20 protein-coding genes are annotated in these 21,560 nt (G+C 61.7%); 9 read left to right on the plus strand and 11 right to left on the minus strand.

All coding sequences use genetic code 11. The features are described from left to right. The first annotated feature begins 26 nt into the window (after positions 1–26). The 4 genes from Thiosp_RS20705 (at position 27) to Thiosp_RS20720 (ending at position 4,006) form a co-directional block, all read left to right on the plus strand. The gene (locus Thiosp_RS20705) at positions 27–1,313 is read left to right on the plus strand and encodes a hypothetical protein (RefSeq protein WP_201063082.1); all 1,287 of its coding nucleotides are present in this window, start codon (positions 27–29) and stop codon (positions 1,311–1,313) included. 113 nt (positions 1,314–1,426) lie between these two features. Then, entirely contained in the window at positions 1,427–2,233 is an 807-nt protein-coding gene (locus tag Thiosp_RS20710) for a class II glutamine amidotransferase domain-containing protein (RefSeq protein WP_323696685.1), read from the plus strand. 195 nt (positions 2,234–2,428) lie between these two features. Further along, entirely contained in the window at positions 2,429–2,869 is a 441-nt protein-coding gene (locus Thiosp_RS20715) for a hypothetical protein (protein WP_009148658.1), read from the plus strand. Between the two features lie 201 nt (positions 2,870–3,070). Next, complete coding sequence (locus Thiosp_RS20720; protein WP_201063079.1) at positions 3,071–4,006, plus strand: pentapeptide repeat-containing protein; 936 nt, start codon at positions 3,071–3,073, stop codon at positions 4,004–4,006. A gap of 11 nt (positions 4,007–4,017) precedes the next feature. Here Thiosp_RS20720 and Thiosp_RS20725 read toward each other — a convergent pair whose 3' ends face one another. The 3 genes from Thiosp_RS20725 to Thiosp_RS20735 form a co-directional block, all read right to left on the minus strand. Then, positions 4,018–4,272, minus strand: a complete 255-nt coding sequence (locus Thiosp_RS20725) for a YbaB/EbfC family nucleoid-associated protein (RefSeq protein WP_201063078.1) — start codon at positions 4,270–4,272, stop codon at positions 4,018–4,020. 903 nt (positions 4,273–5,175) lie between these two features. Further along, a complete protein-coding gene (locus Thiosp_RS20730; RefSeq protein WP_323696686.1) occupies positions 5,176–5,763 on the minus strand; it encodes an acyltransferase in 588 nt (195 codons plus the stop codon). 8 nt (positions 5,764–5,771) lie between these two features. Beyond that, entirely contained in the window at positions 5,772–6,728 is a 957-nt protein-coding gene (locus tag Thiosp_RS20735) for a Gfo/Idh/MocA family protein (RefSeq protein WP_323696687.1), read from the minus strand. A gap of 273 nt (positions 6,729–7,001) precedes the next feature. On the opposite strand from Thiosp_RS20735, the gene Thiosp_RS20740 reads away from it, so the two are divergent. The 3 genes from Thiosp_RS20740 to Thiosp_RS20750 all read left to right on the plus strand — a co-directional run bounded on the left by Thiosp_RS20740 (position 7,002) and on the right by Thiosp_RS20750 (position 9,549). Further along, positions 7,002–7,580 (plus strand): DUF4124 domain-containing protein, encoded by a 579-nt coding sequence (locus tag Thiosp_RS20740; protein WP_201066381.1) that lies wholly within the window; start codon positions 7,002–7,004, stop codon positions 7,578–7,580. A gap of 55 nt (positions 7,581–7,635) precedes the next feature. After that, entirely contained in the window at positions 7,636–8,637 is a 1,002-nt protein-coding gene (locus tag Thiosp_RS20745; RefSeq protein WP_323696688.1) for a TolC family protein, read from the plus strand. A 123-nt stretch (positions 8,638–8,760) separates the two neighbouring features. Then, positions 8,761–9,549: an efflux RND transporter periplasmic adaptor subunit gene (locus tag Thiosp_RS20750; RefSeq protein WP_201066383.1), complete on the plus strand. Its 789-nt coding sequence runs from the start codon at positions 8,761–8,763 to the stop codon at positions 9,547–9,549. 396 nt (positions 9,550–9,945) lie between these two features. Here Thiosp_RS20750 and der read toward each other — a convergent pair whose 3' ends face one another. The 8 genes from der to ndk form a co-directional block, all read right to left on the minus strand. Next, positions 9,946–11,346 carry a ribosome biogenesis GTPase Der gene (gene der, locus Thiosp_RS20755; RefSeq protein WP_201066385.1) on the minus strand — a complete coding sequence of 467 codons (1,401 nt, stop codon included), beginning with the start codon at positions 11,344–11,346 and terminating at the stop codon, positions 9,946–9,948. A gap of 10 nt (positions 11,347–11,356) precedes the next feature. Next, a complete protein-coding gene (bamB, locus tag Thiosp_RS20760) occupies positions 11,357–12,676 on the minus strand; it encodes an outer membrane protein assembly factor BamB (protein ID WP_201066386.1) in 1,320 nt (439 codons plus the stop codon). A 17-nt stretch (positions 12,677–12,693) separates the two neighbouring features. Then, the gene (locus Thiosp_RS20765) at positions 12,694–13,452 is read right to left on the minus strand and encodes a YfgM family protein (RefSeq protein ID WP_323696689.1); all 759 of its coding nucleotides are present in this window, start codon (positions 13,450–13,452) and stop codon (positions 12,694–12,696) included. Positions 13,453–13,528: 76 nt separating this feature from the next. Beyond that, positions 13,529–14,815: a histidine--tRNA ligase gene (hisS, locus tag Thiosp_RS20770; protein WP_201063776.1), complete on the minus strand. Its 1,287-nt coding sequence runs from the start codon at positions 14,813–14,815 to the stop codon at positions 13,529–13,531. A gap of 59 nt (positions 14,816–14,874) precedes the next feature. Then, positions 14,875–16,011, minus strand: coding sequence for a RodZ domain-containing protein (locus Thiosp_RS20775; protein ID WP_207187990.1), 1,137 nt, complete (start codon positions 16,009–16,011; stop codon positions 14,875–14,877). Between the two features lie 9 nt (positions 16,012–16,020). Continuing rightward, positions 16,021–16,854 (minus strand): type IV pilus biogenesis/stability protein PilW, encoded by an 834-nt coding sequence (gene pilW / locus Thiosp_RS20780; protein WP_201063772.1) that lies wholly within the window; start codon positions 16,852–16,854, stop codon positions 16,021–16,023. Continuing rightward, the gene (rlmN, locus tag Thiosp_RS20785; RefSeq protein WP_201063762.1) at positions 16,851–17,933 is read right to left on the minus strand and encodes a 23S rRNA (adenine(2503)-C(2))-methyltransferase RlmN; all 1,083 of its coding nucleotides are present in this window, start codon (positions 17,931–17,933) and stop codon (positions 16,851–16,853) included. The genes pilW and rlmN overlap by 4 nt, the downstream gene beginning before the upstream one ends. A gap of 74 nt (positions 17,934–18,007) precedes the next feature. Continuing rightward, complete coding sequence (ndk, locus tag Thiosp_RS20790) at positions 18,008–18,436, minus strand: nucleoside-diphosphate kinase (RefSeq protein WP_201063753.1); 429 nt, start codon at positions 18,434–18,436, stop codon at positions 18,008–18,010. A 311-nt stretch (positions 18,437–18,747) separates the two neighbouring features. On the opposite strand from ndk, the gene Thiosp_RS20795 reads away from it, so the two are divergent. Next, positions 18,748–19,704, plus strand: coding sequence for an acetyltransferase (locus tag Thiosp_RS20795; protein WP_201063751.1), 957 nt, complete (start codon positions 18,748–18,750; stop codon positions 19,702–19,704). Between the two features lie 100 nt (positions 19,705–19,804). Beyond that, positions 19,805–21,502 carry a glycosyltransferase family 39 protein gene (locus Thiosp_RS20800; protein ID WP_242518270.1) on the plus strand — a complete coding sequence of 566 codons (1,698 nt, stop codon included), beginning with the start codon at positions 19,805–19,807 and terminating at the stop codon, positions 21,500–21,502. Positions 21,503–21,560 lie beyond the last annotated feature (58 nt).

Raw genomic sequence — 21,560 nt, forward strand, 5'->3', positions numbered from 1 at the left:
GATACTCGAAAATATAACGGTGAGGAATGTCAGAGGAAATCTTTTTCTTCAGAAGAGAGGATACGCTCTCGCACGAGCAGGACCGATACTATCAGGATCTTTTCTATCGCGTATTGAAGATCGGTCCAGAACTGGAATGCGGACTGCCTGGCGGCATGCAGTCCAATGTATTCCGGGCTCATCTCGAAAAGCGACTCCGACCGTCACGGGACCTTGAGAATCTGGGAGAACTGGGCATTTTTGATGTGGTTAAGGAACACTGCGGGGTGGAAATGCAGGTCATCGGCCGGCATCCTCAATGGAACTCCCTCATGGAGCAGTACAGGCAGATCATCGATATCCTCTTGGAAGAGAAGATGCGCATGCGCCAGACCTGCGGCCTCCATTTCCATCTCATTGCCGTTGGGCTATCCGAGCGAATCCCGCAGATCATTCTGGCCAACCTCTGGAACCTGGTGCGTAAACATGCGCCCGGATTAAAGTACCTGTTTAGCGGTGGAGATGTGTCCAGTGGCATGTGCCGCCGCCGACAGCACAATGCGCATCAGGAGTTCATGGAGCACGCTCCTGTACAAAAGGATATGCCGCAGATTCAAGCGCTCCTGAAACAAAGCCAGAAGGTACCCGAACATCAAAACTTCTTCAATCTTGAGCATATGGAATTCGATGAGGATGGTCGCATCAAGACTTTTCACCTCGAGATGCGGTTCCCCGACGGGGATCTCGTGCCGACGTCTATTGTGGCCAAGACCTTTCTCTTTCTGGCGTTGGTGTTGAAATCGGTGGAGCTATCCAAATACGGACTGATCCACACGGGCCGTAAGGGTTCCTGGGAACGGAAAAAGGAACTCCTGAACCGATTGAGCAATAATGACGGGGAATTGGCGCGAAGTGATACCTCCGGCATAGGTGACGAGGAGATCCGCGAACTAAGACAAGACGCCACAGACTTGTTGCTGTTTCTCAAGTCCATCTTCAACAAATTTACCAACCCGGCATATCCAGTACTAAAGCATCTGGCCGAACGACCGATCTCCGCTTATCGGATCGAGGGCTACGGGTGGAGAGATATTGAGCGGGACCTTCAAGGCCATGTTAACTATCCCATGTTCGTGGATGACGTGGATAAGGTGATCATCAAGCATATCGAGTTGGGACTGGCACGGGGACAGTCCTCACCGGATGATTGGCTTGGTTGCGTTTCCGCCAAATCGGGAGTGACCAAAACAGAGGTGAAGCAACGCATCGATCAGTATCTGGAAAGGTACCCGTCGTGGGATGGCGAGGAGGGGTCCTATGTGTTTGGAAGGTAGGATGTCAGATTTGATGGGCATGTGGTGGCTTGGTTACCACTTTGGCCTGAAGAAGTAGCGCTGGCTCAGGCTCGAGCGAGATTGATTGAAGTGGATAGGGGTGGGGCGAAATCGTGTGTGGATTGATGGGGATCCAGTTGGGTCGACGATTGACATGCGCCGAGCACCAACGGGTCAAGGAACTCTTCACAGGGGTGTTGCTGGCGAACGAGGAACGGGGCCGTGAGGCCACGGGCGTGGCTGCATTCTGGCCGGACGGAAGCCACAACATTTTGAAACTGCCGGTATGTGCGAGTGAGTTCGTCGCTTCCCAGGAATTCGCGGATTTCATGAATTCATGGGACCTCTCAACCTGCACGTTACTGGGACACACACGGAAACCCACCAAGGGCTCCGTCTGGAATCCCGACAACAATCAACCGATTCGGGTTGGGCAGACGGTGGGAATCCATAACGGCACCATACACAATGACAACTTCTTATTTGATACCCAGAACCTTGAGCGCAAGGCTGAGGTGGATAGTGAAATCATCTTCTCCATGCTAAACACCATTGAGGATATCTCTCGCATGGACTCGGAGACGATCAGCGCCATTCAACGCGTTTCCAGAGAGCTTACCGGATATTTCACCACTCTTTCCGTGCAACTGGAAAAGCCCCATCAGGTGTTGGTAATGAAATATAACAACCCTGTTTCATTTCATTATAGCCGTTCATTGCAGGCCTATTTTTTTTCCTCGAGATATGTGTTCCTGCGAAAGGCGTTTGGTCGGCAGGTGGTAACGGAGGCACTGGAAAGCAAGACTGGTTATCTGTTCGACGCCATGCGTCAGGAAGAGCCCGTGGGGAGACCCCACGTCCACTTTCCCTTGCAATCAACATCAGATTGCTGTTGTTGCATGGAAACCACCGGTTTTTGAGAAATGTGTCTTCAACCACCCTGACGCTTCGCTTTTGGGTAGTTCTTGAATCTTCATCCCGTAACGGAGAAATGCCTTGGCACGCCCAAGGTGCGGCTCGCTGCCGATATATTCCGGTTTGCGGATACTAGAGCGATCCGGATGCTTGTCGTTCATGGAGGTTTTTAGAATCCATCGATTAAGAAGGGGATAGATATGAGCGAAAATGAGAATAATAAAGATCGGCGTATAGATCGGTCTGCAATTCCCCTGATCGCCGTTAGAAAACAGCTGGAACGAATAGTGAAAGATGGGAATCTGAAGGCAGCTGTACTGGCCAGCAGCGACGGTTTAACTCTTGTTGCTCCAGTTAACGATGATCAGTCCGAGGCGATTTCGGCGCTTGCGGGGTATTTAAACAAAGCAAAATCATTGATTGAGAAGAATCTGCTTAATACCGCAGCAACGGATATCACTTTCACGGGACAAGATGGTACAACTTTTCATTGCCGATATCTTGAACTTTTTGATGAATTAGTAACTCTAGCCGTTATTACCAAAGGGGCTGCACCATCGGGGGAAATCCTGAGCCGTGCCATGAGTGGGATCATGCGTATCATGCGGAAGCACGATCAGCTTTCTACTAGGCACGGATGACGATACAGGCGGTGCCTGATTGGGGTGAGGCTACCACGGCCAAGCCAGCGGCGAACCCTCGCTTCCCGGCGCACGATCTCTGGGTCATACTGACGTCTAGCCGCTCGCGCGACCATACTCGCTCAGAGACCCATATACCGAATGCGCGCGGATCATTCCGTTTCCCGCGGTATGGGGTCTTGAAGCCAGAATACAGGGAACATGGCCGTCACAAAAATAGAATTGGGTGCAATCCTAGAGGAACACGCTCTTTGGCTCGGCAGAAAGGGCGGGAGTAGGGCTAGCCTTAACGGCGCCGACCTTCGCGATGCCGACCTTCGCAAAGCCGACCTTCGCAACGCTGACCTTCGTGGAGCAAACCTTGATGGCACCACCGTTCAAGGTGCAAAGCTTGACGGTGCCGATCTGTACGGCGCCGACCTTCGCGGCGCCGACCTTGGTGGAGCAAAGCTGCACGGTGCCGACCTTTACGGTGCCGACCTTCAGGGTGCCGATCTTCACGGCGTTGACCTTCGCAGCGCGGATCTTCAGGCCGCTGACCTTCGCAGCGCCGGTCTTTGCGAAGCGAACCTTCGCGGAGCCAACCTTCGCAGCGCCGACCTTCGCGGAGCCGACCTTGAGGGCGCCAACCTTCACGACGCCGACCTTTACGGTGCCGATCTTTACGGCGCCGACCTTCGCGGGGCCGATCTTTACGGCGCGGACCTCTACGGCGCCGACCTTCGGGAAGCCAAGCTTCGCGGCGCCGACCTCTACGGCGCCTACCTTGCCGGTGCCGACCTTCACGACGCAGATCTTCACGGCACCAACTTACCAGACTTTGCAATCTGCCCGGAAGAAGGGGGGTTTATTGGTTGGAAGTACGCGGATGGCGCGATCCTTGAGTTATACATCCCGGAGGATGCGGTTCGCGCGTGCTCGTTAGTAGGACGGAAATGCAGGGCAACGCACGTTGTGACGCGCGCGGTCAGTAGTGGACCAAAAAAACCGGCCTACAGGACGCGAAAAGGTACGCGATACATCGTCGGAAAGGAAACTTGGGCGGATGCTTGGAATGATGATCCGCGTATTGAATGCACGAGCGGCATTCATTTCTTTATGACTCGGAAAGAAGCCGAGGAGTATGGCACGCGCTAGCCCTTTTCCATTTATCCTTCCGCGATGTCCATGCCGCCGGTGAGCTCCTTCATGGCCTTGGCGGCAGCGTCGGCTGCCTGGGCCTGGGCGGCAGAGATGGCGGCTTTGATGAGGGTTTCGAGCAGGTCATAATCCGTGGTGGGATCGTTGCGAATCTGCTCGGCGATTTTGAGATTGACAATGGCGAGTTTGCCATTAACGGTAGCGGAGACGGCCCCGCCGCCAGCTTCGGCTGTGAAGTCCGTGGCGGCAAGTTTCTCTTTCAAGGCCGGCATCTCGGTTTGCATTCGGCCGGCGATTGTCAGAATTTTATCGAGATCTTCAATCATAGTACACCCCACTGAGTTTATGCGTTCTCCAGGCCGCAGGGCACGGCGGCGGATTAGTCAATGTCGTCGGCGTCCTTGTTCTCAGCGACGTCCACGGGCAGGTCGTCAAAAGCCGAGATTGATTGTATCGTTTTGCCCGTGTCGATGTGTTTGAGATCGCTCTCGAAGAGCCTCCTGACCGACTGCACAGCCCGGTCGTGGTGAGCACCTTGTTGCTCAGCCGCATCACCGGCACGGGTGGCGCGGCGGCGGGCGTCGAGTTCGCTCTATGGCTCGCGGACTCGCCATCTCCTCCAAATGGGGAGAGGCTTTGCGCCGTCGGTGCGGGTCCCCACCCTCCAGCAGGCAATAGACGGAATCATGACTAACCATCCAGCCGCCGCAGATAGCGCTCGCCGCCGAGTTGGCGCATTTGCCGGCGTATCCAACGCGCGCGCTGGAATCCATCGCCAGCAACCGCGCAATGCTATCGTCATAACCATCCAGCCCACCAGAACCACAGAGCCCCTCACAGCGCCCATCGTTCGGCGCACAATCCACCTCAGGATCAGAGCCAACCCGCAGCACCCGACTCGGCGCCTGGATATTGAAATCACCGGCCGCTCGATTGATTGGCGCTAAGACTAAAAGTGTCGCTTGTCTCGGCCAGGTGATGCCCTGAGCAGAATCTAGCACAGCCGGAAAACTGGACAGTCGCACTCCACTTGCCATCCGCCGAGATTCGCGAGCGCGTGGCACGCTCGATCAAAAACCCTGGCACGCCCAGTCAAGTCCGCGCGCCCGATTGGGAGCAGGATACCCCTGACCCGCTGGCCAATTTCCAGCTAATCAGCTCTTCTGTCATCCGCCTAGCTGTTCAATCCGCCCGTTCTGAAGCCGGTAGCCGTGCCCACCGCTGGGGCAGGTGGCCTGCCCATCGCCGCTTAGCGGCAGCTCCAAGCGCTCGCCATGCGCGCTCATCCAGCCGATCTGCCGCGCCGGGACGCCGACCATGAGGGCATAGGGCTTGACGTCTCGGGTGATAACCGAGCCGGCGCCGATGAAGGCGTATTCGCCGATGGTGACTCCGCAGACGAGAGTGCAGTTGGCGCCGAGGGTGGCGCCCTTTTTGACCAGGGTCGGACGGTATTCGTCCTTACGCGACACTGCCGAGCGGGGATTGTAGACGTTGGTGAAAACCATGCTGGGGCCGCAGAAGACCTCGTCTTCCAGGGTGACGCCATCGTAGACTGAGACGTTGTTCTGAATCTTGACGTTGTTTCCGATAACGACCCGGTTGCCGACAAAGACGTTCTGACCGAGCGAGCAGTCGCGACCGATGCGGGCGCCGCCGCAGATGTGAACCCAGTGCCAGATGCGGGTGTCGGGGCCGATCTCGGCACCCTCGTCGATGATGGCGGTGGGATGCGCGCGGTAGGCGTGGCTCATGGCTAAGTTTATTCCCGCACTTGGGCGCAGAAGGGATGATAGTCGCCGCGCAGACCCTGCGGGCTGGCGTTACGGATTTGATAAACGGTTTCGACAGCGGTGCGCGCTTCATCCAGACCGAAGCCTTGTCCGCTGAGAATGTGGCGATAGCTTTCGGTGTGAAGATCGGTGAAGCCACCGGAGAATTCGATCTCCTCTGCATCGACGGTGATGGAGCGATAGGTGCGCTGGTTTTGCTCGCGCGCGCTCGCGGGCAGATGATCGGCATTGATGGAGAGGAACCAGCGTACCCGTGCTTGTGCGAGCTCCAGATAGCCAGCGGCACAGTCCGGGCGACTGAGATGGACCTGGCTATCGCGGACAGGGCCGAAGACCCAGCTCAGCATGTCGAAAAAATGCACGCCGATGTTGGTGGCAATGCCGCCGGATTTCTCTAGGTTGCCTTTCCAACTGCGCTGATACCAGTTGCCGCGTGAGGTGATGTAGGTGATATCGACGTCTCGGATGCTTGTGTCGTCCCTGTGGATGCGTTCGCGCAGCGCGATGATGCTGGGGTGTAGGCGCAGTTGCAGAATGTTGTAGATGCGTGCGCCAGTTTCGGTCTCAATTTCATGCAGGCCGTCGATATTCCAGGGGTTGAGTACCAGCGGCTTTTCGCAAATGGCATGAGCGCGATTGCGCAGGGCGAAGCGAATATGGGCGTCGTGCAGGTAGTTGGGCGAGCAGATGCTGACGTAATCGACGGGTCGGCCCTTGCGGCGCAGTTTGTCGACGTGGCGGTCGAAGCGCTCGAATTCGGTGAAGAAATCCGCCTGCGGGAAGTAGCTGTCGATGATGCCGACGCTGTCATTGGGGTCGAGCGCCGCGAGCAGGGTCTGCCCGGTGTCCTGGATGGCGCGCATGTGGCGCGGCGCGACGAAGCCGGCGGCGCCGATCAGGGCGAAGGTGGCGGGTGGGTTTGGCATAGCGCGTTGTTTGGATCCGGTTTTGGTGTTCCAGTGAGAGTGGTCGACTAAGCGGGCAAAACGTTAATGGTCTCTAAAAATTCCATCGAGCCAGGCATAATCCTTATTTTACGCAGATGTCCAGTCCCGACCAGAGTTGGAGCGGAGCGCGAGCATCCCTGCCCCAGGGACCGTGAGCCGTGGCCGATGATCGCGGTTATCGGCATGACTTAACCGCGCGCGGCCTTTGCGCTAGACTCCGACAACCTTTAGCCATGCCAATGGGGCATTTTCATGTCGCATGTTCGCTTACCGTTTTTTGTTCCAGGCAGCGCGCCAGTGCTTGGCGGCGCGCTGTCGCTAGTCTTGGGCCTCGCCCTGAGCTTGGGCATCCCGGCAACGGCCGAGGCGCAGCAGCAGGTTTATCGCAGTGTCGATGCGCAGGGTAATGTCAGCTTTTCCTCCTCACCGCCAGCCGGGAGCAATCTTCGCAGTGTAGAGAGCATCGAGCTCCAGCCGGGGCCGAGCGAGGCCGACCGCCAGGAGGCTGAGGCGCGCGCCCGCGAGATGCAGCAAGCCGCCGATGCCTATGATCAGCGTCGCCAGGCCGCGCGCGAAGAGGCCACTAAGCAGCAGCAGGAGGCCCAACCCAAGCCAACCGCGTCAGCCGGTGAATCGGGCGATGCCGAGCAGTGGAACGAGCTTCTGGTGAACGGCCGGACCCTCACGCCCGAGCAGCAGATGCAGGTTGACAAGGCCAAGCGCGAACTGCTCGAGGCCGAGCCCAAAGGACGCGAGTCTTCCGGCGACGATCTGTATCAAAGCCGCGGCAATTTTCGCCCCGGCACCGGACCGCGCAGTGAGCGTGAATAACATGTCATTGAAAAAGTCGTTTCCATTATCCGGACATTTCACCAGATCGCGCCCAGTGTTGGCTTTGCGCTGGCGGACGGCGTCCTGCAACATCTCGGCATTTACGCGCCTTGCGCCTCTGGTTCTGGTGTTGGCGCTGGTGCTGCCGGTGGGCACGGCGAGCGCCGCCGAGGCCCTGCCCGATCCGCTGAGTCTTGAGCAGGCACTGGAGCTTGCAAAGGCCCATCCCCGCGTCGCCGCGGATGCGGACAACCTGCGTTTTCCGCGCCCGCTGGCGCTCTTCATCGGCTGTCACGATCTGGCCTTCACCGGGGCGCGCGATGGCGACGTGCGCCGCAATCAGGCCTGGGCTTCATCCTTGATCGACGCCAATGCCGCGCAGCGCCTGGAGGTAATGCAGCGGTTTTTCGATGTGCTGCTCGCGGATCTGAGCTTCGCGCGCGATAACGAGGCCATGGCCGTCGCCTTCGTGCAGCTCGATCGCGCCCGGGCACGTGCCGAGCTGGGACAGTTCTCCCCGCTGCGCGTTGCCGAGCTGGATGCCGAGTATCAGATGATTCGCCGCCAGCGCGCCGCGAGCGAGGCCGCACAGCGCCTGACCCGCTCCCTGCTCGCCCAGGCGCTGGGTCGCCCGGACACCCTGCCGAGCAAACTGACGCTGCCGAAACTGCCTGGGGACGACCTCAAACCACCCAAGCTTGAGGATGTCATCAGCGCCGCGCGCGCCGATAATGCCCACATCCGTCAGCTCGCCGAAGAGCTGAAAACCAAGGAGGCCCGCGCCCTGCTCGACATGGATATTGAACAAAACGCGCTCGAGCTCATCACCCGCCTGGGCCTGCTGGGGCTGATCGCAGAGCAGACGGAGACCGAGGCCTACTGGCGTGATCTCAAACTGGACGAGAGCCGCACCCTCTATGAGCTTGAAGCCCAGGCCGACCTTGGCTTCTCGATGAGTCAGCAGACCCGCGCCCGGCGTGACCAGGAGCAAGTCGCGCTGTGCCAGGCTCTGACTCTGGCTGAGCTTGATGCGTTGCAAGGCAAGCCGGTACGCTGAGTCCGGTACCCTGCGCGCACTGCTGATCGCGTCTGGCGGTCACCGCCTCCTGTTCCAACCCTATCCCGGTCCCGTCCGCGTCTGCGTCCGGTCCCATCCGGGTGTTGACCTGAGGATGTCATCATGGCGTCACCACTGCTAACCAGGCTCGGCCCGCTTGCCCTTGGCCTGATCGTCTCTCTGATCAGCCTGCCGGCGCTAGCCCTGCAAATGAACGGCCGGCTTGAATGGGTGAATCGCGTCGAGATGCGCGCGCTGGAGAACGGCATTGTGGCCGAGGTGTTGATCAAGCCGGGGCAGCATGTCAAGAAAGACGATGTGCTGCTGCGCATGGATCAGCGCGAAGCCCAGGCGCGACTGCTCGAGGCGAGTGCGCGCCTGGCCCGCACCCAGGTCGCGCTGGAGAACGCCCAGCGCGAGCTCGACCGCACCCAGGAGCTGTTCGACCGCGGCCTGATTGCCATCGAGGAGCTCAAGGACGCTGAGCTCGAGCACTCCGCCGCCAGCGCCGAAGCCGAGTCGGCGCGCGCCGGCGAGGCTGCTGCCGCCGTGGCCCTGGAGCACACCGAGCTGCGCGCCCCCTTCGACGCCATCGTGGTGGAGCGCAATGCCGAGCAAGGGGCGGTGATTTTCCGCTCGTTGCAGCCCAAGCCGTTGCTCACTGTAGCGCCCAACGACAAAATGCTCGCCCGCATTCTGGTGACCTCTGAAGTGCTGCGCCGTTACCGCCCGGGCCAGGACGCCAAGGTCCGGGTCCGTGGCGAACTGCGCGATGGAGAAGTCTACAGCCTGGGCGTCGAGGCGGTGCGCATCGACCCGGACGGCGCGGTCTATGAACTCGACGTCATCTTTGCCAGCGAGCCCGACGAAATTCTGCGTCCGTCGGAATTTGTGCAGGTGATTCTGCCCTGAGTCGATGCCGGACCAGAAGGTTGCCCAGATAGCGCGATCACAAAGGAGCCGAAACCCCATGTGGTTGAGGTAGCGCGCGCGGCCGAGACGGAACTTCGGCCCCGCGCCCGCCTCTAATTTGTCATGTCCCTCTTGATGACAGGCGGGGCATGGTCGCCAGGGAACTCCCCCTCCCGAAACGACCGGGGAACCGGGACTTTGCTAGATCCCCCTGCTTGATCTCCCGGTGACCATTGTCCCGGTGACCCGGTCACCGGGACTTTCTTGATCCGATCTGGCTTGATCCGATCTGGCTGCTCTGGCTGAATGTTCGGCTGGTTCGGAATTCCTCCCACGCCACCCACAGCTAACCCGGCCACCCGCATTCCAGGTGCCCGCGCTTGCCAGCCCATGCGCTCAGCGTTTTTTTCGGCTCACGAATCGCTTCAGCCGCTCACGCTGGCGCTGCTGGCTCGGCGTCAGCGTATTGCGCTTGCCGGCAAAGGGGTTGGTGCCGCTCTTGAGCTCCAGTCGCAAGGGCGTGCCACCCAATTTAAGCTCACTGCGAAAACGATTGATCAGGAAACGCCGGTAAGGATCGGGGACCGCCTCGGCTTGATTGCCGTGAATCACGATCACCGGCGGATTGCGCCCGCCCTGATGGGCGTAGCGCAGTTTAATGCGCCGCCCGTGCACCAGCGGCGGCTGATGCTCGCTGACCAGATCCTCCAGCAGACGCGTCAGCAAGGGTGTTGGCAGATCGCGGAACGCACTGGCGTAGGCACGCTCGACCGCTTCGAGCAGATGCCCCACGTTGGACCCGTGTAGCGCCGAGATCTGGAAACGCTCGGCAAAATCGAGAAAACCGAGCTTGCGTTGGTAGGTGTCCCGGATCGCGTTGCGCTCCTCGCCACTGAGCCCGTCCCACTTATTGACGGCAACCACCAGCGCACGACCACTGTCGATGATGTGCGCGGCCAGGGTCGCGTCCTGCTCACCGATGCCGGCGCGTGCATCAATCACCAAAATAGCGACATTACAGGCATCGATCGCCTGCATCGCCTTGATGACGCTATATTTCTCGATCAGCTCCGTAACCTTGGCACGACGCCGCATGCCGGCGGTATCAATCAGCGTATAGTCGCGCCCATCGACCTGGAAGGGGATGAACAGGCTGTCGCGCGTGGTGCCAGGCATGTCGCTGGCCACCACCCGCTCCTCGCCGAGCAGGCGATTGATCAGGGTGGATTTGCCCGCATTCGGCCGCCCGACCACAGCGATCTGGATGCCCTGCCCCGCTGCCGCCGCCTCCGGGTCCTCCACGGCTTCTGGCAGCGCATCATAGACGCGCTCAAGCAGCGTGCTCAGGCCGCGTCCATGACTGGCCGCGATCGCCACCGGCTCACCGAGACCCAGGCGATGAAATTCCGCCAGCGCCTGATCAGCATCGAGTCGGTCGACCTTGTTGACCGCCAGGGTCAGAGGCTTGCCGGTGCGGCGCAGTTCGGCGGCGATGTCGAGATCGCCCGCCACACAGCCGTCGCGTGCATCGACCATGAATAGCAGATGATCGGCTTCCTCAATGGCCAGGCGGACCTGACGCTCGGTGAGGACCTCAAGTGCGTCGCGACCGCCGGACAGGCCGCCGGTGTCCACCAGCAGATAGGGCCGCGCGCCAAGTTGGCCGAGACCGTATTGACGATCGCGTGTCAGGCCTGGGAAATCAGCAACCAGCGCATTGCGGCTGCGGGTGAGGCGATTAAACAGCGTCGACTTGCCGACATTGGGACGGCCGACCAGAGTGATGACCGGCAGCATGGCAATGCGCTCAGAGATCGCCAGCAGCGGCGCTGGGCGCCGGGCCGGGATTGATTAAGGGTTGCGAACCAGAACGAGGGGCAGATTGGGCCCCGGTAGCGGACGTCCGTCTGGCCGAGCCGCCCGCGGTCAGAGCCGCAACAGTGCCATCGTTGGCATAGACGAACACCCGCCCGTCAGCCACTACCGGGCGATGCACAATGCGGTCCTTGGCCACGCGCTCGCGCGCCAACAGGCGCCCGTTGTTGCGGTCAATCCAGTGCAGCCAGCCGTCCATGTCGGCGACAACCAGGTGGTTGTTCACCAACGCCGGTGCGGTCAGGCGTCGGTACTTGAGTCCGTCCTGCTTCCATAATCCGCTGCCGTCAGCCGTCGTGGCGCCCCAAACGACATCTTCGGAGTCCGTCACGAAAAGCGCGTCCCTGTCCGCCACCAGACCGGCGTAGGCCGAAAGTTCGCGCCGCCACAGCACGGAACCGGTCACGATGTCCACTGCCGCCAGATCGCCGTTGTAGGTCGCGACATAGGCAATGTCCCCCACCACCACCGGGTCGACATCGAGATCGGCAATGCGCTCGAGCTCGCTGCGCCCGCTCGGTGGCGTGACGGTGAGCTCCCAGTTCGGGGCTCCGCGCTCAAGCTCCAGGCTCACCAGGCGGCCGCCCGCGATGCCCACGATGGCGTTGTCGTTAACGATGATCGGCGAGCTGCTGCCATGCAGGGTCAACACCGGCGCCGGATAACTGTAGCGCCACAGCTGTTTGCCGTCGTTGGTCGAGAGCGCGTAGACGCTATCATCGATCGTGTGCACGATGACGCGATCACCGGCAATGCGCGGAGTCGATAGAATTTCGCTGCCCAACTGCGTGCGCCAGCGCTGACTGCCATCGCGCGAGGAAAGCGCGATCAGCTCGGCATCGCTGGTGCCGAGCACCATCAGGTCACCGACCACTTCGGGCCCGCTGCTCAGGCGCAAATCGGTATCCCGCTCCCAGATCGCCCGACCATCACTTTGCGACAGGGCCGCAACCTGCCCGCGGGCATCGGCGACATAGAGTCGGCCATCGCGTGGCAGCGGTGCGAGATTCAAGGCACGGCCACTGGTGCCCTTGCCGATGCGTGTTTTCCACAGGATGTTCGGCGCGAGCTGCTGCGAAAATTTCTTCTCCAGCGGTGTCGGCGGGCGCGGGTCCTTCTCGCCACCGAGCCAGGGCACCATGGCGCAACCGTTCAACCCGACAACCAGCACCAGCAGCGCGGCACCGCCAAGCACCAGGCGACTTGCAGAAACTCTGTTTGGAAACAATTCTCTATCGCTCGTTGCTGTCATCTCTGCCTCCTGCGCGTTCAGGAATCGCTCGGAGCGGGCAAATCCTGTAACTTCAAGCGCACCAGTCCGGCCGTCGCAGCATCCCCGTCCAGCGCTTGCTCATAGGCCGCGCGCGCATCCTCGACCCGATTCTCGGTCAGGGCGATATCACCGCGCAGCGCCGCGAAGTCAGCGGCGAAGCTGCTATCAAGGGTGTCGTACTGATCAATCACGGCGCTTGCCCCCGCGTAATCTCCCGCCGCGAAAAGCACCCGCGCCAGGCGCAAGCCGGCCAGGCTCTCAAGCAGCGGTGTCGGCGCCTTGCCAATAGCAGCGCGCAGCGCCTGCGCCGCAGGTTCGAGTCGGCCTTGATCGTTCTCCGCCTTAGCCAGCGCGAGCTGGCCGAAATAGGCATAGACGGTGGAACCGAATTCTTCGTTCAGGCGCGACTGCTGCTCCATGGCGACCGTGAGCAGGGGATTCGGCGCATCGCCGGTATTGGCATCGGAGGCGGGGCCAGCCTGGTCGGACTGCGGCTGGGCTGGGGGCTGGGCCGTGGGCGGGGCCGGGGGCTGGGCCGGCGGCGGCATGCTGGCCACCTGATCGGTGGTCATCAGCAGTTCCTCAAACGCAAGCGATGCCTGCTGGCCGCGCTGCTCTTGATAACCGGTCCAGCCGCGCCAGCCGAAGATGGCGGCCAGGCCGATGGCTACGCCGGTGACCACAGCGACGCCGTTTTCTTTCCACCACTTTTTGATGGCTTCGGCTTTTTCTTCGTCGGTTTGAAGATCGACCATGGATATTCCGTATTCTTTTTAACGATGAATGATAAAGCGGATAGCTGGCGTCCAGGGCCAGAGCCGTTATTGGAGGCTACTGCGACTGGCAGCCCGCTTCAGCCAGATAGTCGGCGAGATGATCGAGCGCGATGCGCTGCTGTTGCGCATCACCGCGCAGCGCCTTGACACCAATCTGCCCCTCAGCCAGCTCGTCGTCGCCAAGCACCAGCGCAAAGCGCGCACCGCTGCGATCTGCCTTCTTGAACTGGCTTTTGAAGCTGCCACCGCCGCAATGGCACAGCAGGCGCCAGCCGGGCAACCGCTCACGCACCTGCTCGGCCACCAATACCGCCTCGGCCTCGGCTTGCTCGCCAACGGCGACCAGGTAAAGGTCGGGTGCGTCATCAAGGTCCTCAGCGGTTGGCGCGCTGAGCTCCAGCAGCCGTTCCAGGCCCATCGCAAAACCGATGGCTGGCGTCGCACGACCACCGAGTTGCTCGACCAGGCCGTCGTAGCGACCGCCGGCACAAACGGTTCCCTGAGCGCCGAGCGCGTCGGTGATCCACTCGAAGACGGTGCGATTATAATAATCCAACCCACGCACCAGGCGCGGGTTGATCCGCACCTCAAGCCCGGCGCGCTCAAGCCCGCGGCAGAGCGCATTAAAATGCGCGCGCGACTCGCTGCCGAGATAATCGAGCAAACTGGGCGCGCCCTCAATCAGCGCTTGCAGCTTTGGGTTCTTGCTATCGAGCACCCGCAGCGGGTTGGTGCCGAGGCGGCGCTGGCTGTCTTCATCAAGTGCGTCGCGATGGCTCTGAAGATAGGCCACCAAATCCTCGCGGTAGCGCACGCGATCAGCCGGGTCGCCGAGGCTGTTCAGTTCCAGATGCAAATCATTAAGACCGAGCGCGTCCCACAGACGCCGCGTCAGCAGGATCTGCTCGAGATCGATATCAGGGCCGGCGAGCCCGAACACCTCGACACCGATCTGGTGAAATTGCCGATAGCGGCCGCGCTGCGGGCGTTCGCGCCGGAACATCGGGCCGGCATACCACAGCCGCTGCGGCTGACTGAGCAGCCCGTGCTCAATGGCTGCACGGACGCAACTCGCGGTGCCCTCCGGGCGCAGACTGAGGTAATCACCGCCGCGGTCCTCGAAGCTGTACATTTCCTTTTCGACGATGTCGGTGACCTCGCCGATGGAACGTCGAAAAAGCCCGCTCGGCTCGACCAGCGGCATGCGGATCTCGCGATAGCCGTAGCCGGCGAGCAGCGCACGCGCGCGCCCTTCCAGCCACTGCCAGCGGGCGCTGTCGGCGGGAAGGATGTCGTGCATGCCGCGCACGGCGCGAATCTGCTGGGAGTTCTGATCAGCCATGTCTGGATTGTGGTAATCGGGCGGGGAGAAACCGGCGTAGAGGAATCGCCCTTGGGCGCTCAGAGCGCGGCCGGGTCGAGGTCGAAGCGCGCGACATTGCCGCGTGCGACAGTCTGCACGTCGAAAGGCTTCCCGTCGATGGTGACAGCTACCGCCGTGGCGTTTCCGAGGATGATTGAATAGGGCGCGCGCCCGCCAAGCACTTCGCGATCGCCCTTATTCATTTCGCCGAACAGCTTGAACTCGCCGGTGGCATCGCGCACGTCAACCCAACAAGGCCCGTTGAAGGTCATGACGACTTCCGCCGTGCCAGATGGCGCGGCCTCGCCGGGGCGGTTGGTCGCGTCGGCGCTATCATTCTCCGCAGGGTTATCCTCTTCTCCGGCACCGGCGATGGTGCTGGCGTTCTCGCTGCCTTGATCGCCGGGTGCCGTCCCGGCATCCTGATCGGAGGGCGCAGCGGATTGCGGATTACCATCAGCCGGAGCACTGTTCTGCCCCGCTCCGGATTCTGCTCCACTGGCCGCCGCATCCCCTTCTGCCTCGGATACTTCGGCAGCATCTTGGGCCGCCGCAGGATCGCCATCGGCCGCTTCATTCGTGCCCGCGGTGGTCCCTGCCTCATCGCTATCCGCCGGCGGGCGCGGCAGCACGGGCTGGGGCACTCTCCCGCCCAGGGGCATCGCCTGAGTCTCCTCGCTTTCCGACTGGACGAAAAGATTGCCGAAGAACGCACTGCCGCCAAGTTGCGTCCACGCAAACCATATACCGCCTCCAAGCACCAGCACCAGAAGGACAATGATCAGCGGCAGCACGAAGGACCGGCTCTCGGCTTCCCGTTTTCGTTCAAGCGGCAGGACTGGACGGCTGCCGGCCGGCTGCAGGCGTCGGTACTGATCGAGCAGCGGCGCCGGGTCGAGCCCCAGCAGGCGCGCATAAGCACGCAGATAGCCGACCACGAAGACCTCGCTCGGCAAGCCGTCATAGTGGTCATCCTCGAGCGCCTCGATGGTCGCAGTCGACAGGTGCAGCTCGTGCGCCACATCCTTGAGGCTGACCTGGGCGGTCTCTCTGGCAACCCTGAGCTGGCGCCCGGGGCTGTCGTGCAGCGGGTCGGTTGTGTCGGTGTGAAGCGCGGGCGTCGGTTCTTCGATGCCCTGTATCAATTCAGACCGCAAGCGGTTTCGCGATGGCATAGTTTAGGGTCAGAGCTCCATGATCTCAGGTGCGTCAGGGAAGCGCTGGCGCAAAGAGGTTTCAAGCTGTTTGGCCGTGGCAGTATTACCCAATTCTCTCTCAATGCGCACCGCGAGAAGCAGCGCCTGCGGTCGGACCGTATTCCCGGCAACGGCAGAATAACGCGCCATGTAAATTCTTGCCTGCTCCGCGTTTCCGGCAGCGAAGGCATGACCAGCCATGCTGAGCAGGGCGGGGCCAAAAGTCGAATTCTTCTCGAGTGCCTGGCGCCAGTAGCGCTCTGCAGCGGTGGCGTCGCCGGCCCGCTTTGCGCAATCGGCGGCATTGGTCAAGGCGACTTCCGGATTCGAGTACAGTGGTGTGTCAAGCGCCTGCTGGAATTGCTTGTCCGCTTCTTTGTAGCGCTGCTGCTCACACAGCACAACACCCCAGGCATTGCGGTAGTCGGGGTTTTTCGAGTCGATCTGCACCGCCTTTTGAAACTGCGTTTCGGCCTCTTCGCGTTCGCCGATACGCTGGTAGACGATGGCCAGCATGTAATGGGCGCGCGCACTGCCGCGATCCTCGCGCACCGCCTGCTTCGCGCGCGTCAGCGCGGCGTCGATCTGCCCTCTTTGCAGATAGGCCGAGGCCATGTTGACGTAGAGATCGGCCGGACTTTCCGCCACAGTACCAAGCTCGACCTGCAGATCGCTGTCGTCAATGCCGTCGTTGTCGCCGACCGGCAGCAAGGTGGTGCAACCCGCGCCGAGCCCCGCGCCGAGCAAGGCTCCCGCGAGCATCGTGCCGCGCAGGACAGCGTTTGCTGCCGCTGCAGGATAAACCGGCGTGTGATGACTCATGCAGCAGGTCTCGCCACATCCACAGCGTCCCAGCGCACCGCGCGGCGGCGGTTTTCCACCCGCCCCACAAGCTGACCGCAGGCGGCGGCGATGCCCTCACCCCGCGTCTTGCGGGTGGTGGTCACCAGCCCGGCACCGATCAGGCGCATGCGAAAGGCATCAATGCGTTCGGGCGGGCTCGTCTCAAAGCCACTGCCAGCAAAGGGATTAAACGGAATCAGGTTCACCTTGGATGGTACCCCTTCAAGCAGGCGAATCAGCGCCTTGGCGTGAGCCAGGCTATCGTTGACACCATCGAGCATGACATATTCCCAGGTGATGCGTCGGCGCTTATCGTTGCCAGCGTAGGCCTTGCAGGCGGGAATGAGCTCCTCGAGCGGATATTTTTTGTTGATCGGCACGAGTTGGTCGCGCAGCGCGTTGTCCGGGGCATGCAGGGAGACCGCCAGCGAAACATCGGCGACCTCTTTTAATCGGTGAATATTCGGCACCAGGCCGGAGGTTGAAAGCGTCACCCGAGTCTTGGCGAGCATATAGGCCAGATCGTGGCACATGACTTCCATCGCATGCACCACGGCATCGAAATTGGCCAGCGGCTCCCCCATGCCCATCAGCACGACATTGCTCGGCGCGACACCAATGCGTCGGGTTGCGGTCCAGACCTGTCCGATGATCTCCCCAGGGGTGAGATTGCGGTTGAACCCCTGACGCGCGGTGGCGCAGAAGCGGCAGTCGAGCGCGCAGCCAACTTGCGACGACACGCACAGGGTGCGGCGCTTGCCCTCAGGAATAAACACCGTCTCCACCCGCTGCCCGTCGGCAAGCTCGAGCATCCATTTCACCGTGCCATCCGGCGCGGGTTGCTCGAGTGCGATACGCGGCAGCTCGCAGCGGCACTGCTGCGCAAGAGATTGGCGCATGGCGGCCGGTAGGTCGGTCATCGCCGCGAAGTCCAGCACGCCATGCTTGTGCAACCACTTGAACAGATTGCGACCATGAAACGCCTTGCCGCCATGGGCGACGGCAAGGCGCTCGCAGCCTTGCAGATCAAGCTCCAGTGGATTGACCGATTGCAGCATACTTGCTTTAGGAACTGGCTTTAGGAACTGGCTTTAGGAACTGGGGTTTAGCAAATGGGGTTTAGCGTCTGGGCTTAGCGCGTGCGCGCACAAGTCCCTTCGGGGAAGAAAAAGCTGATCTCGGTCGCGGCGGTATCGGGCGCGTCCGAGCCATGCACGGCATTTTCCGTAAAGGAATCAGCAAAGTCCGCGCGAATGGTACCGGGCGCGGCTTGCGCCGGGTTGGTGGCCCCCATGATTTCGCGGTTACGCGCAATGGCGTCATCACCCTCGAGCGCCATGGCCAGCACCGGACCGGACGTCATGAAGCCGACGAGCTCGTCGAAAAATGGTTTGCCCTGATGCACGGCGTAAAAGGCCGTCGCTTGCTCGCGCGTCATGTGCAGCATGCGCGCCGCAACAATGCGCAGGCCAGCTTTCTCGAACCGATCGCAAATGGCACCGATGGCGTTTTTGGCCACCGCGTTGGGTTTAATGATGGACAGGGTTTGCTCGACGCTCATGCGGACTCCTGGTGGGCTCACGCCCTGGTTAACGACTAGATTGAGCTGATAAATCACAGAAACAGGGTTGATCGGCGGACATGCGCAGGGTGCGCGAGCAGGCGCGTTTGCCGCTTGCGTTGGCCGCACGATCGATAATCGGCCCACAAGTCTAATCGGGAAAGGGTCCGGAAATCCATCCGTCGTGCGCAAAATCCCAAGCCATTACCCTTGCGCTCGCGTCGATTACCGTGACAGTCGCGCCCATGTTCGCGACAATTCGCGCAATTTCTATCTCGGCTGCGCTACCGCAGCCACCGGAGAAGCCCACTATGAGCGATTATGACCTGTTCAACGGCGATGCGGACGGCCTCTGCGCGCTACAGCAGTTACGCCTGGCAGAGCCGCGCGAAAGCACCTTGGTCACCGGCGTGAAGCGAGACATCGCGCTCCTTGAGAAGGTCGCACCGACAGCAGGCGACCGCCTGACGGTGCTCGACATCTCACTCGACAAAAACCGCGCAGCGCTGACGCGAGCGCTCGAGGCCGGCGCGAGCGTGCGCTGGTTCGACCACCATTACGCAGGCGAAATTCCCGCCCATGAGTGCTTCGAGGCCCACATCGACCCGCGCCCCGATCAAGGCACCAGCCTGCTGGTGAACCAGGCGCTCGATGGCGCCTTTCTGCCCTGGGCGCTGGTCGGCACCTTCGGCGACAATTTCGACGCCAATGCGCGGCGCCTGGCTGACGAGGCGGGCCTGTCTAGCGCGGACACCGAAGCCTTGCGCGAGCTTGGCATATTGCTCAACTACAACGGCTATGGCAGCCAGGTTGCTGACCTGCATTTTCCGCCCGATCAGCTTTTTCAGCGTCTGCATCCCTATCGCAACCCGCTTGAGTTCATCGCCGCCGACGCTGCCTTTGCCCAACTGCGCGCCGGCCATGCTGAGGACATGGAGCGCGCGCGGGCACTTAAACCAACGCTGGAAACCGCGACCCACTGCGTGCTGCAACTGCCGGCGCAAGCTTGGACGCGACGGGTCAGCGGCGTGCTCGGCAATGCACTTGCACAACAGGCGCCCGGCCGCGCCCATGCGCTGCTGACCGCGCTCGATCAAGGCGGTTACCTGGTTAGCGTCCGCGCGCCCTTGGAGCACCCCGATGGCGCCGATGCACTCTGCCGTCAGTTCCCCACCGGCGGCGGGCGCAAAGCCGCGGCCGGCATCAACGTGCTGGCTGACTCCGATCATGACCGCTTCGTCGCGGCCTTTCTCGCCACATTCAGCTGATCGCGGCAAACCTAAACCATAGGGGACTTCGGCTCGTATTGGGCCGGCCCAAAACCGGAAACTTACTCGTGATGGCTATGACTTAATGGCAAGTACCCCCATGAAAACGCGGCAGCAGACTTGGCTCTGGCCGCTGGCATTGATCGCGCTGATCGCCCTGTGGCGTCTGGCGATTGCCGCGACCATGCCGATCACCCAGGATGAAGCCTACTATCTCAACTGGACGCATGCGCTGGCTTGGGGCTATTTCGACCACCCACCGGGCGTCGCGCTGCTTGGGCTGGGCACTCTGTGGGCGCCGGGCTCGGCGCTGGCGGCGCGTCTTGGGGGCTGGCTCGCCGCCACCTTGACCCTGCTGGTGCTGTGGCGCTTTTTCTGGCGCTGCGGCTTGCGCGACGGGCCTTCCAGTCCCGGCCCGCTGACCATGGCCCTATTGCTGACAGCCGCCACCCTGCCCGGGTTTGCTGTGGGTGTGCTAAGCACCCCGGACAGCGCACTGGCGCTGGCTTGGGCGCTGGCACTACATGAGGGGCTGGCGGCGCTCTCCGGCCAGCGCTGGCGGTGGCTGACAGCTGGCGCAGCGGTCGGCCTTGGTCTGCTCGGCAAGTACGGCATGCTGGTGATCGGCCCGGTCTTTCTCATTGCAATACTCGCCAGCGACGCGCGCGCGCTGCGAACCCGCTGGCCCTATCTGGGGGGCTTGATCGCACTGCTGGTCTTCTCCCCAAATCTGCTGTGGAACGCCCACAACGACTGGCTCAGCCTGCGCTTTCAGTTCGGGCACGGATTTTCAACCGACACCGGCCCTTTGCAGCTGGCAAGCAATGCGGTCTTGGGAAAGGCGCTGATCGGAGGTTCGTTGGGAGATTCACAGATAGACCCGCTTGGGCGATCCGGCGGGACCGCCGGGACGTCGGCAACGCCGGCCAGCACGGCGGCGCATGTACCGGTCGACCCGGCGGCCGGCGCACTGGGAGTCGCGAGCTACTTGGGCACCCAACTTGCGTTCTTCGGGTTTCTGCTGCTACCGCTGGCCGCCGCGGCGGCGCGTCGGGTCCGCACGCCGTCAGCATCCGATCACGACCCGCCGCAGTCATTATCCCGGCAAGCGCGCGGCTTGCTGATCCCGGCGGCGCTCTTTCCGCTGTTGTTGTTCGCTGTCATCGCGAGCTTCAGTGACGTGGAGCCAAACTGGCCGGTCATGTATCTGCCGGCAACTGCCGCGCTGCTCGCAATCTGGCTACGCCCCAGGCCCGGCCCGATGCTGACCGCGGCGGCAGGGAACCTGCTGCTGCTCAGCCTCTATGCCCTGCATGCGGCGACCGCCGCCCTGCCGCTCGGCGATGCGCAGAACCGCATTTTGCGCGAGACCCATGGCTATGCGGAGTTGGCGGCGCGTGTCGCCGATCTGCCAGGCCCGGTGTTCGCCGACCGCTATCAGCTCGCGGCCATGCTGAACTTCTACCAGGAGCGGCATCGGGTCTCGCAGTGGCCAGGCCTCAACCGCCCCTCGGAATACTCGCGCGGGCGCATCTCGCCCCTGCCGGACCCGGCTGTCGTGAAACGTGATGGCTTCTGGCTGGTCAGCCGCAAGAACCATCCCGTTACCATCCAGGGTTTCTCGGGCGAGGGCATCGCCACCTTGAGCGACTGCGCCGGTCAGCCCCTGCACGTCACCCAAAACCCGGATCAGCGCGCGGTTGCTGGCCAGATGCAAACAGCAGCGCCCGAGCAGCAGCCTTGCGTCCACCCCTTGCATCTTTGGCGCATCGCGCGCTACCACGCGAGTCGCGACTGAGATCAGCGCTGGATCTTGATGCTGCGAGCAACTTCGCAGATCCAGCTTGCAAAAGCGC

This window comes from Thiorhodovibrio litoralis, assembly GCF_033954455.1.
In the GTDB taxonomy this organism is placed as follows: domain Bacteria; phylum Pseudomonadota; class Gammaproteobacteria; order Chromatiales; family Chromatiaceae; genus Thiorhodovibrio; species Thiorhodovibrio litoralis.

What these genes read in the sequence shown, in the direction of transcription:
- Thiosp_RS20735 (WP_323696687.1), bottom strand. Translation starts at nt 6,728, where the DNA reads ATGCCAAACCCACCCGCCACCTTCGCCCTGATCGGCGCCGCCGGCTTC.
- Thiosp_RS20795 (WP_201063751.1), top strand. Translation starts at nt 18,748, where the DNA reads ATGAGCGATTATGACCTGTTCAACGGCGATGCGGACGGCCTCTGCGCG.
- Thiosp_RS20800 (WP_242518270.1), top strand. Translation starts at nt 19,805, where the DNA reads ATGAAAACGCGGCAGCAGACTTGGCTCTGGCCGCTGGCATTGATCGCG.
- Thiosp_RS20730 (WP_323696686.1), bottom strand. Translation starts at nt 5,763, where the DNA reads ATGAGCCACGCCTACCGCGCGCATCCCACCGCCATCATCGACGAGGGT.
- Thiosp_RS20715 (WP_009148658.1), top strand. Translation starts at nt 2,429, where the DNA reads ATGAGCGAAAATGAGAATAATAAAGATCGGCGTATAGATCGGTCTGCA.
- Thiosp_RS20765 (WP_323696689.1), bottom strand. Translation starts at nt 13,452, where the DNA reads ATGGTCGATCTTCAAACCGACGAAGAAAAAGCCGAAGCCATCAAAAAG.
- Thiosp_RS20750 (WP_201066383.1), top strand. Translation starts at nt 8,761, where the DNA reads ATGGCGTCACCACTGCTAACCAGGCTCGGCCCGCTTGCCCTTGGCCTG.
- hisS (WP_201063776.1), bottom strand. Translation starts at nt 14,815, where the DNA reads ATGGCTGATCAGAACTCCCAGCAGATTCGCGCCGTGCGCGGCATGCAC.
- pilW (WP_201063772.1), bottom strand. Translation starts at nt 16,854, where the DNA reads ATGAGTCATCACACGCCGGTTTATCCTGCAGCGGCAGCAAACGCTGTC.
- Thiosp_RS20720 (WP_201063079.1), top strand. Translation starts at nt 3,071, where the DNA reads ATGGCCGTCACAAAAATAGAATTGGGTGCAATCCTAGAGGAACACGCT.
- Thiosp_RS20740 (WP_201066381.1), top strand. Translation starts at nt 7,002, where the DNA reads ATGTCGCATGTTCGCTTACCGTTTTTTGTTCCAGGCAGCGCGCCAGTG.
- Thiosp_RS20705 (WP_201063082.1), top strand. Translation starts at nt 27, where the DNA reads ATGTCAGAGGAAATCTTTTTCTTCAGAAGAGAGGATACGCTCTCGCAC.
- bamB (WP_201066386.1), bottom strand. Translation starts at nt 12,676, where the DNA reads ATGACAGCAACGAGCGATAGAGAATTGTTTCCAAACAGAGTTTCTGCA.
- der (WP_201066385.1), bottom strand. Translation starts at nt 11,346, where the DNA reads ATGCTGCCGGTCATCACTCTGGTCGGCCGTCCCAATGTCGGCAAGTCG.
- ndk (WP_201063753.1), bottom strand. Translation starts at nt 18,436, where the DNA reads ATGAGCGTCGAGCAAACCCTGTCCATCATTAAACCCAACGCGGTGGCC.
- rlmN (WP_201063762.1), bottom strand. Translation starts at nt 17,933, where the DNA reads ATGCTGCAATCGGTCAATCCACTGGAGCTTGATCTGCAAGGCTGCGAG.
- Thiosp_RS20775 (WP_207187990.1), bottom strand. Translation starts at nt 16,011, where the DNA reads ATGCCATCGCGAAACCGCTTGCGGTCTGAATTGATACAGGGCATCGAA.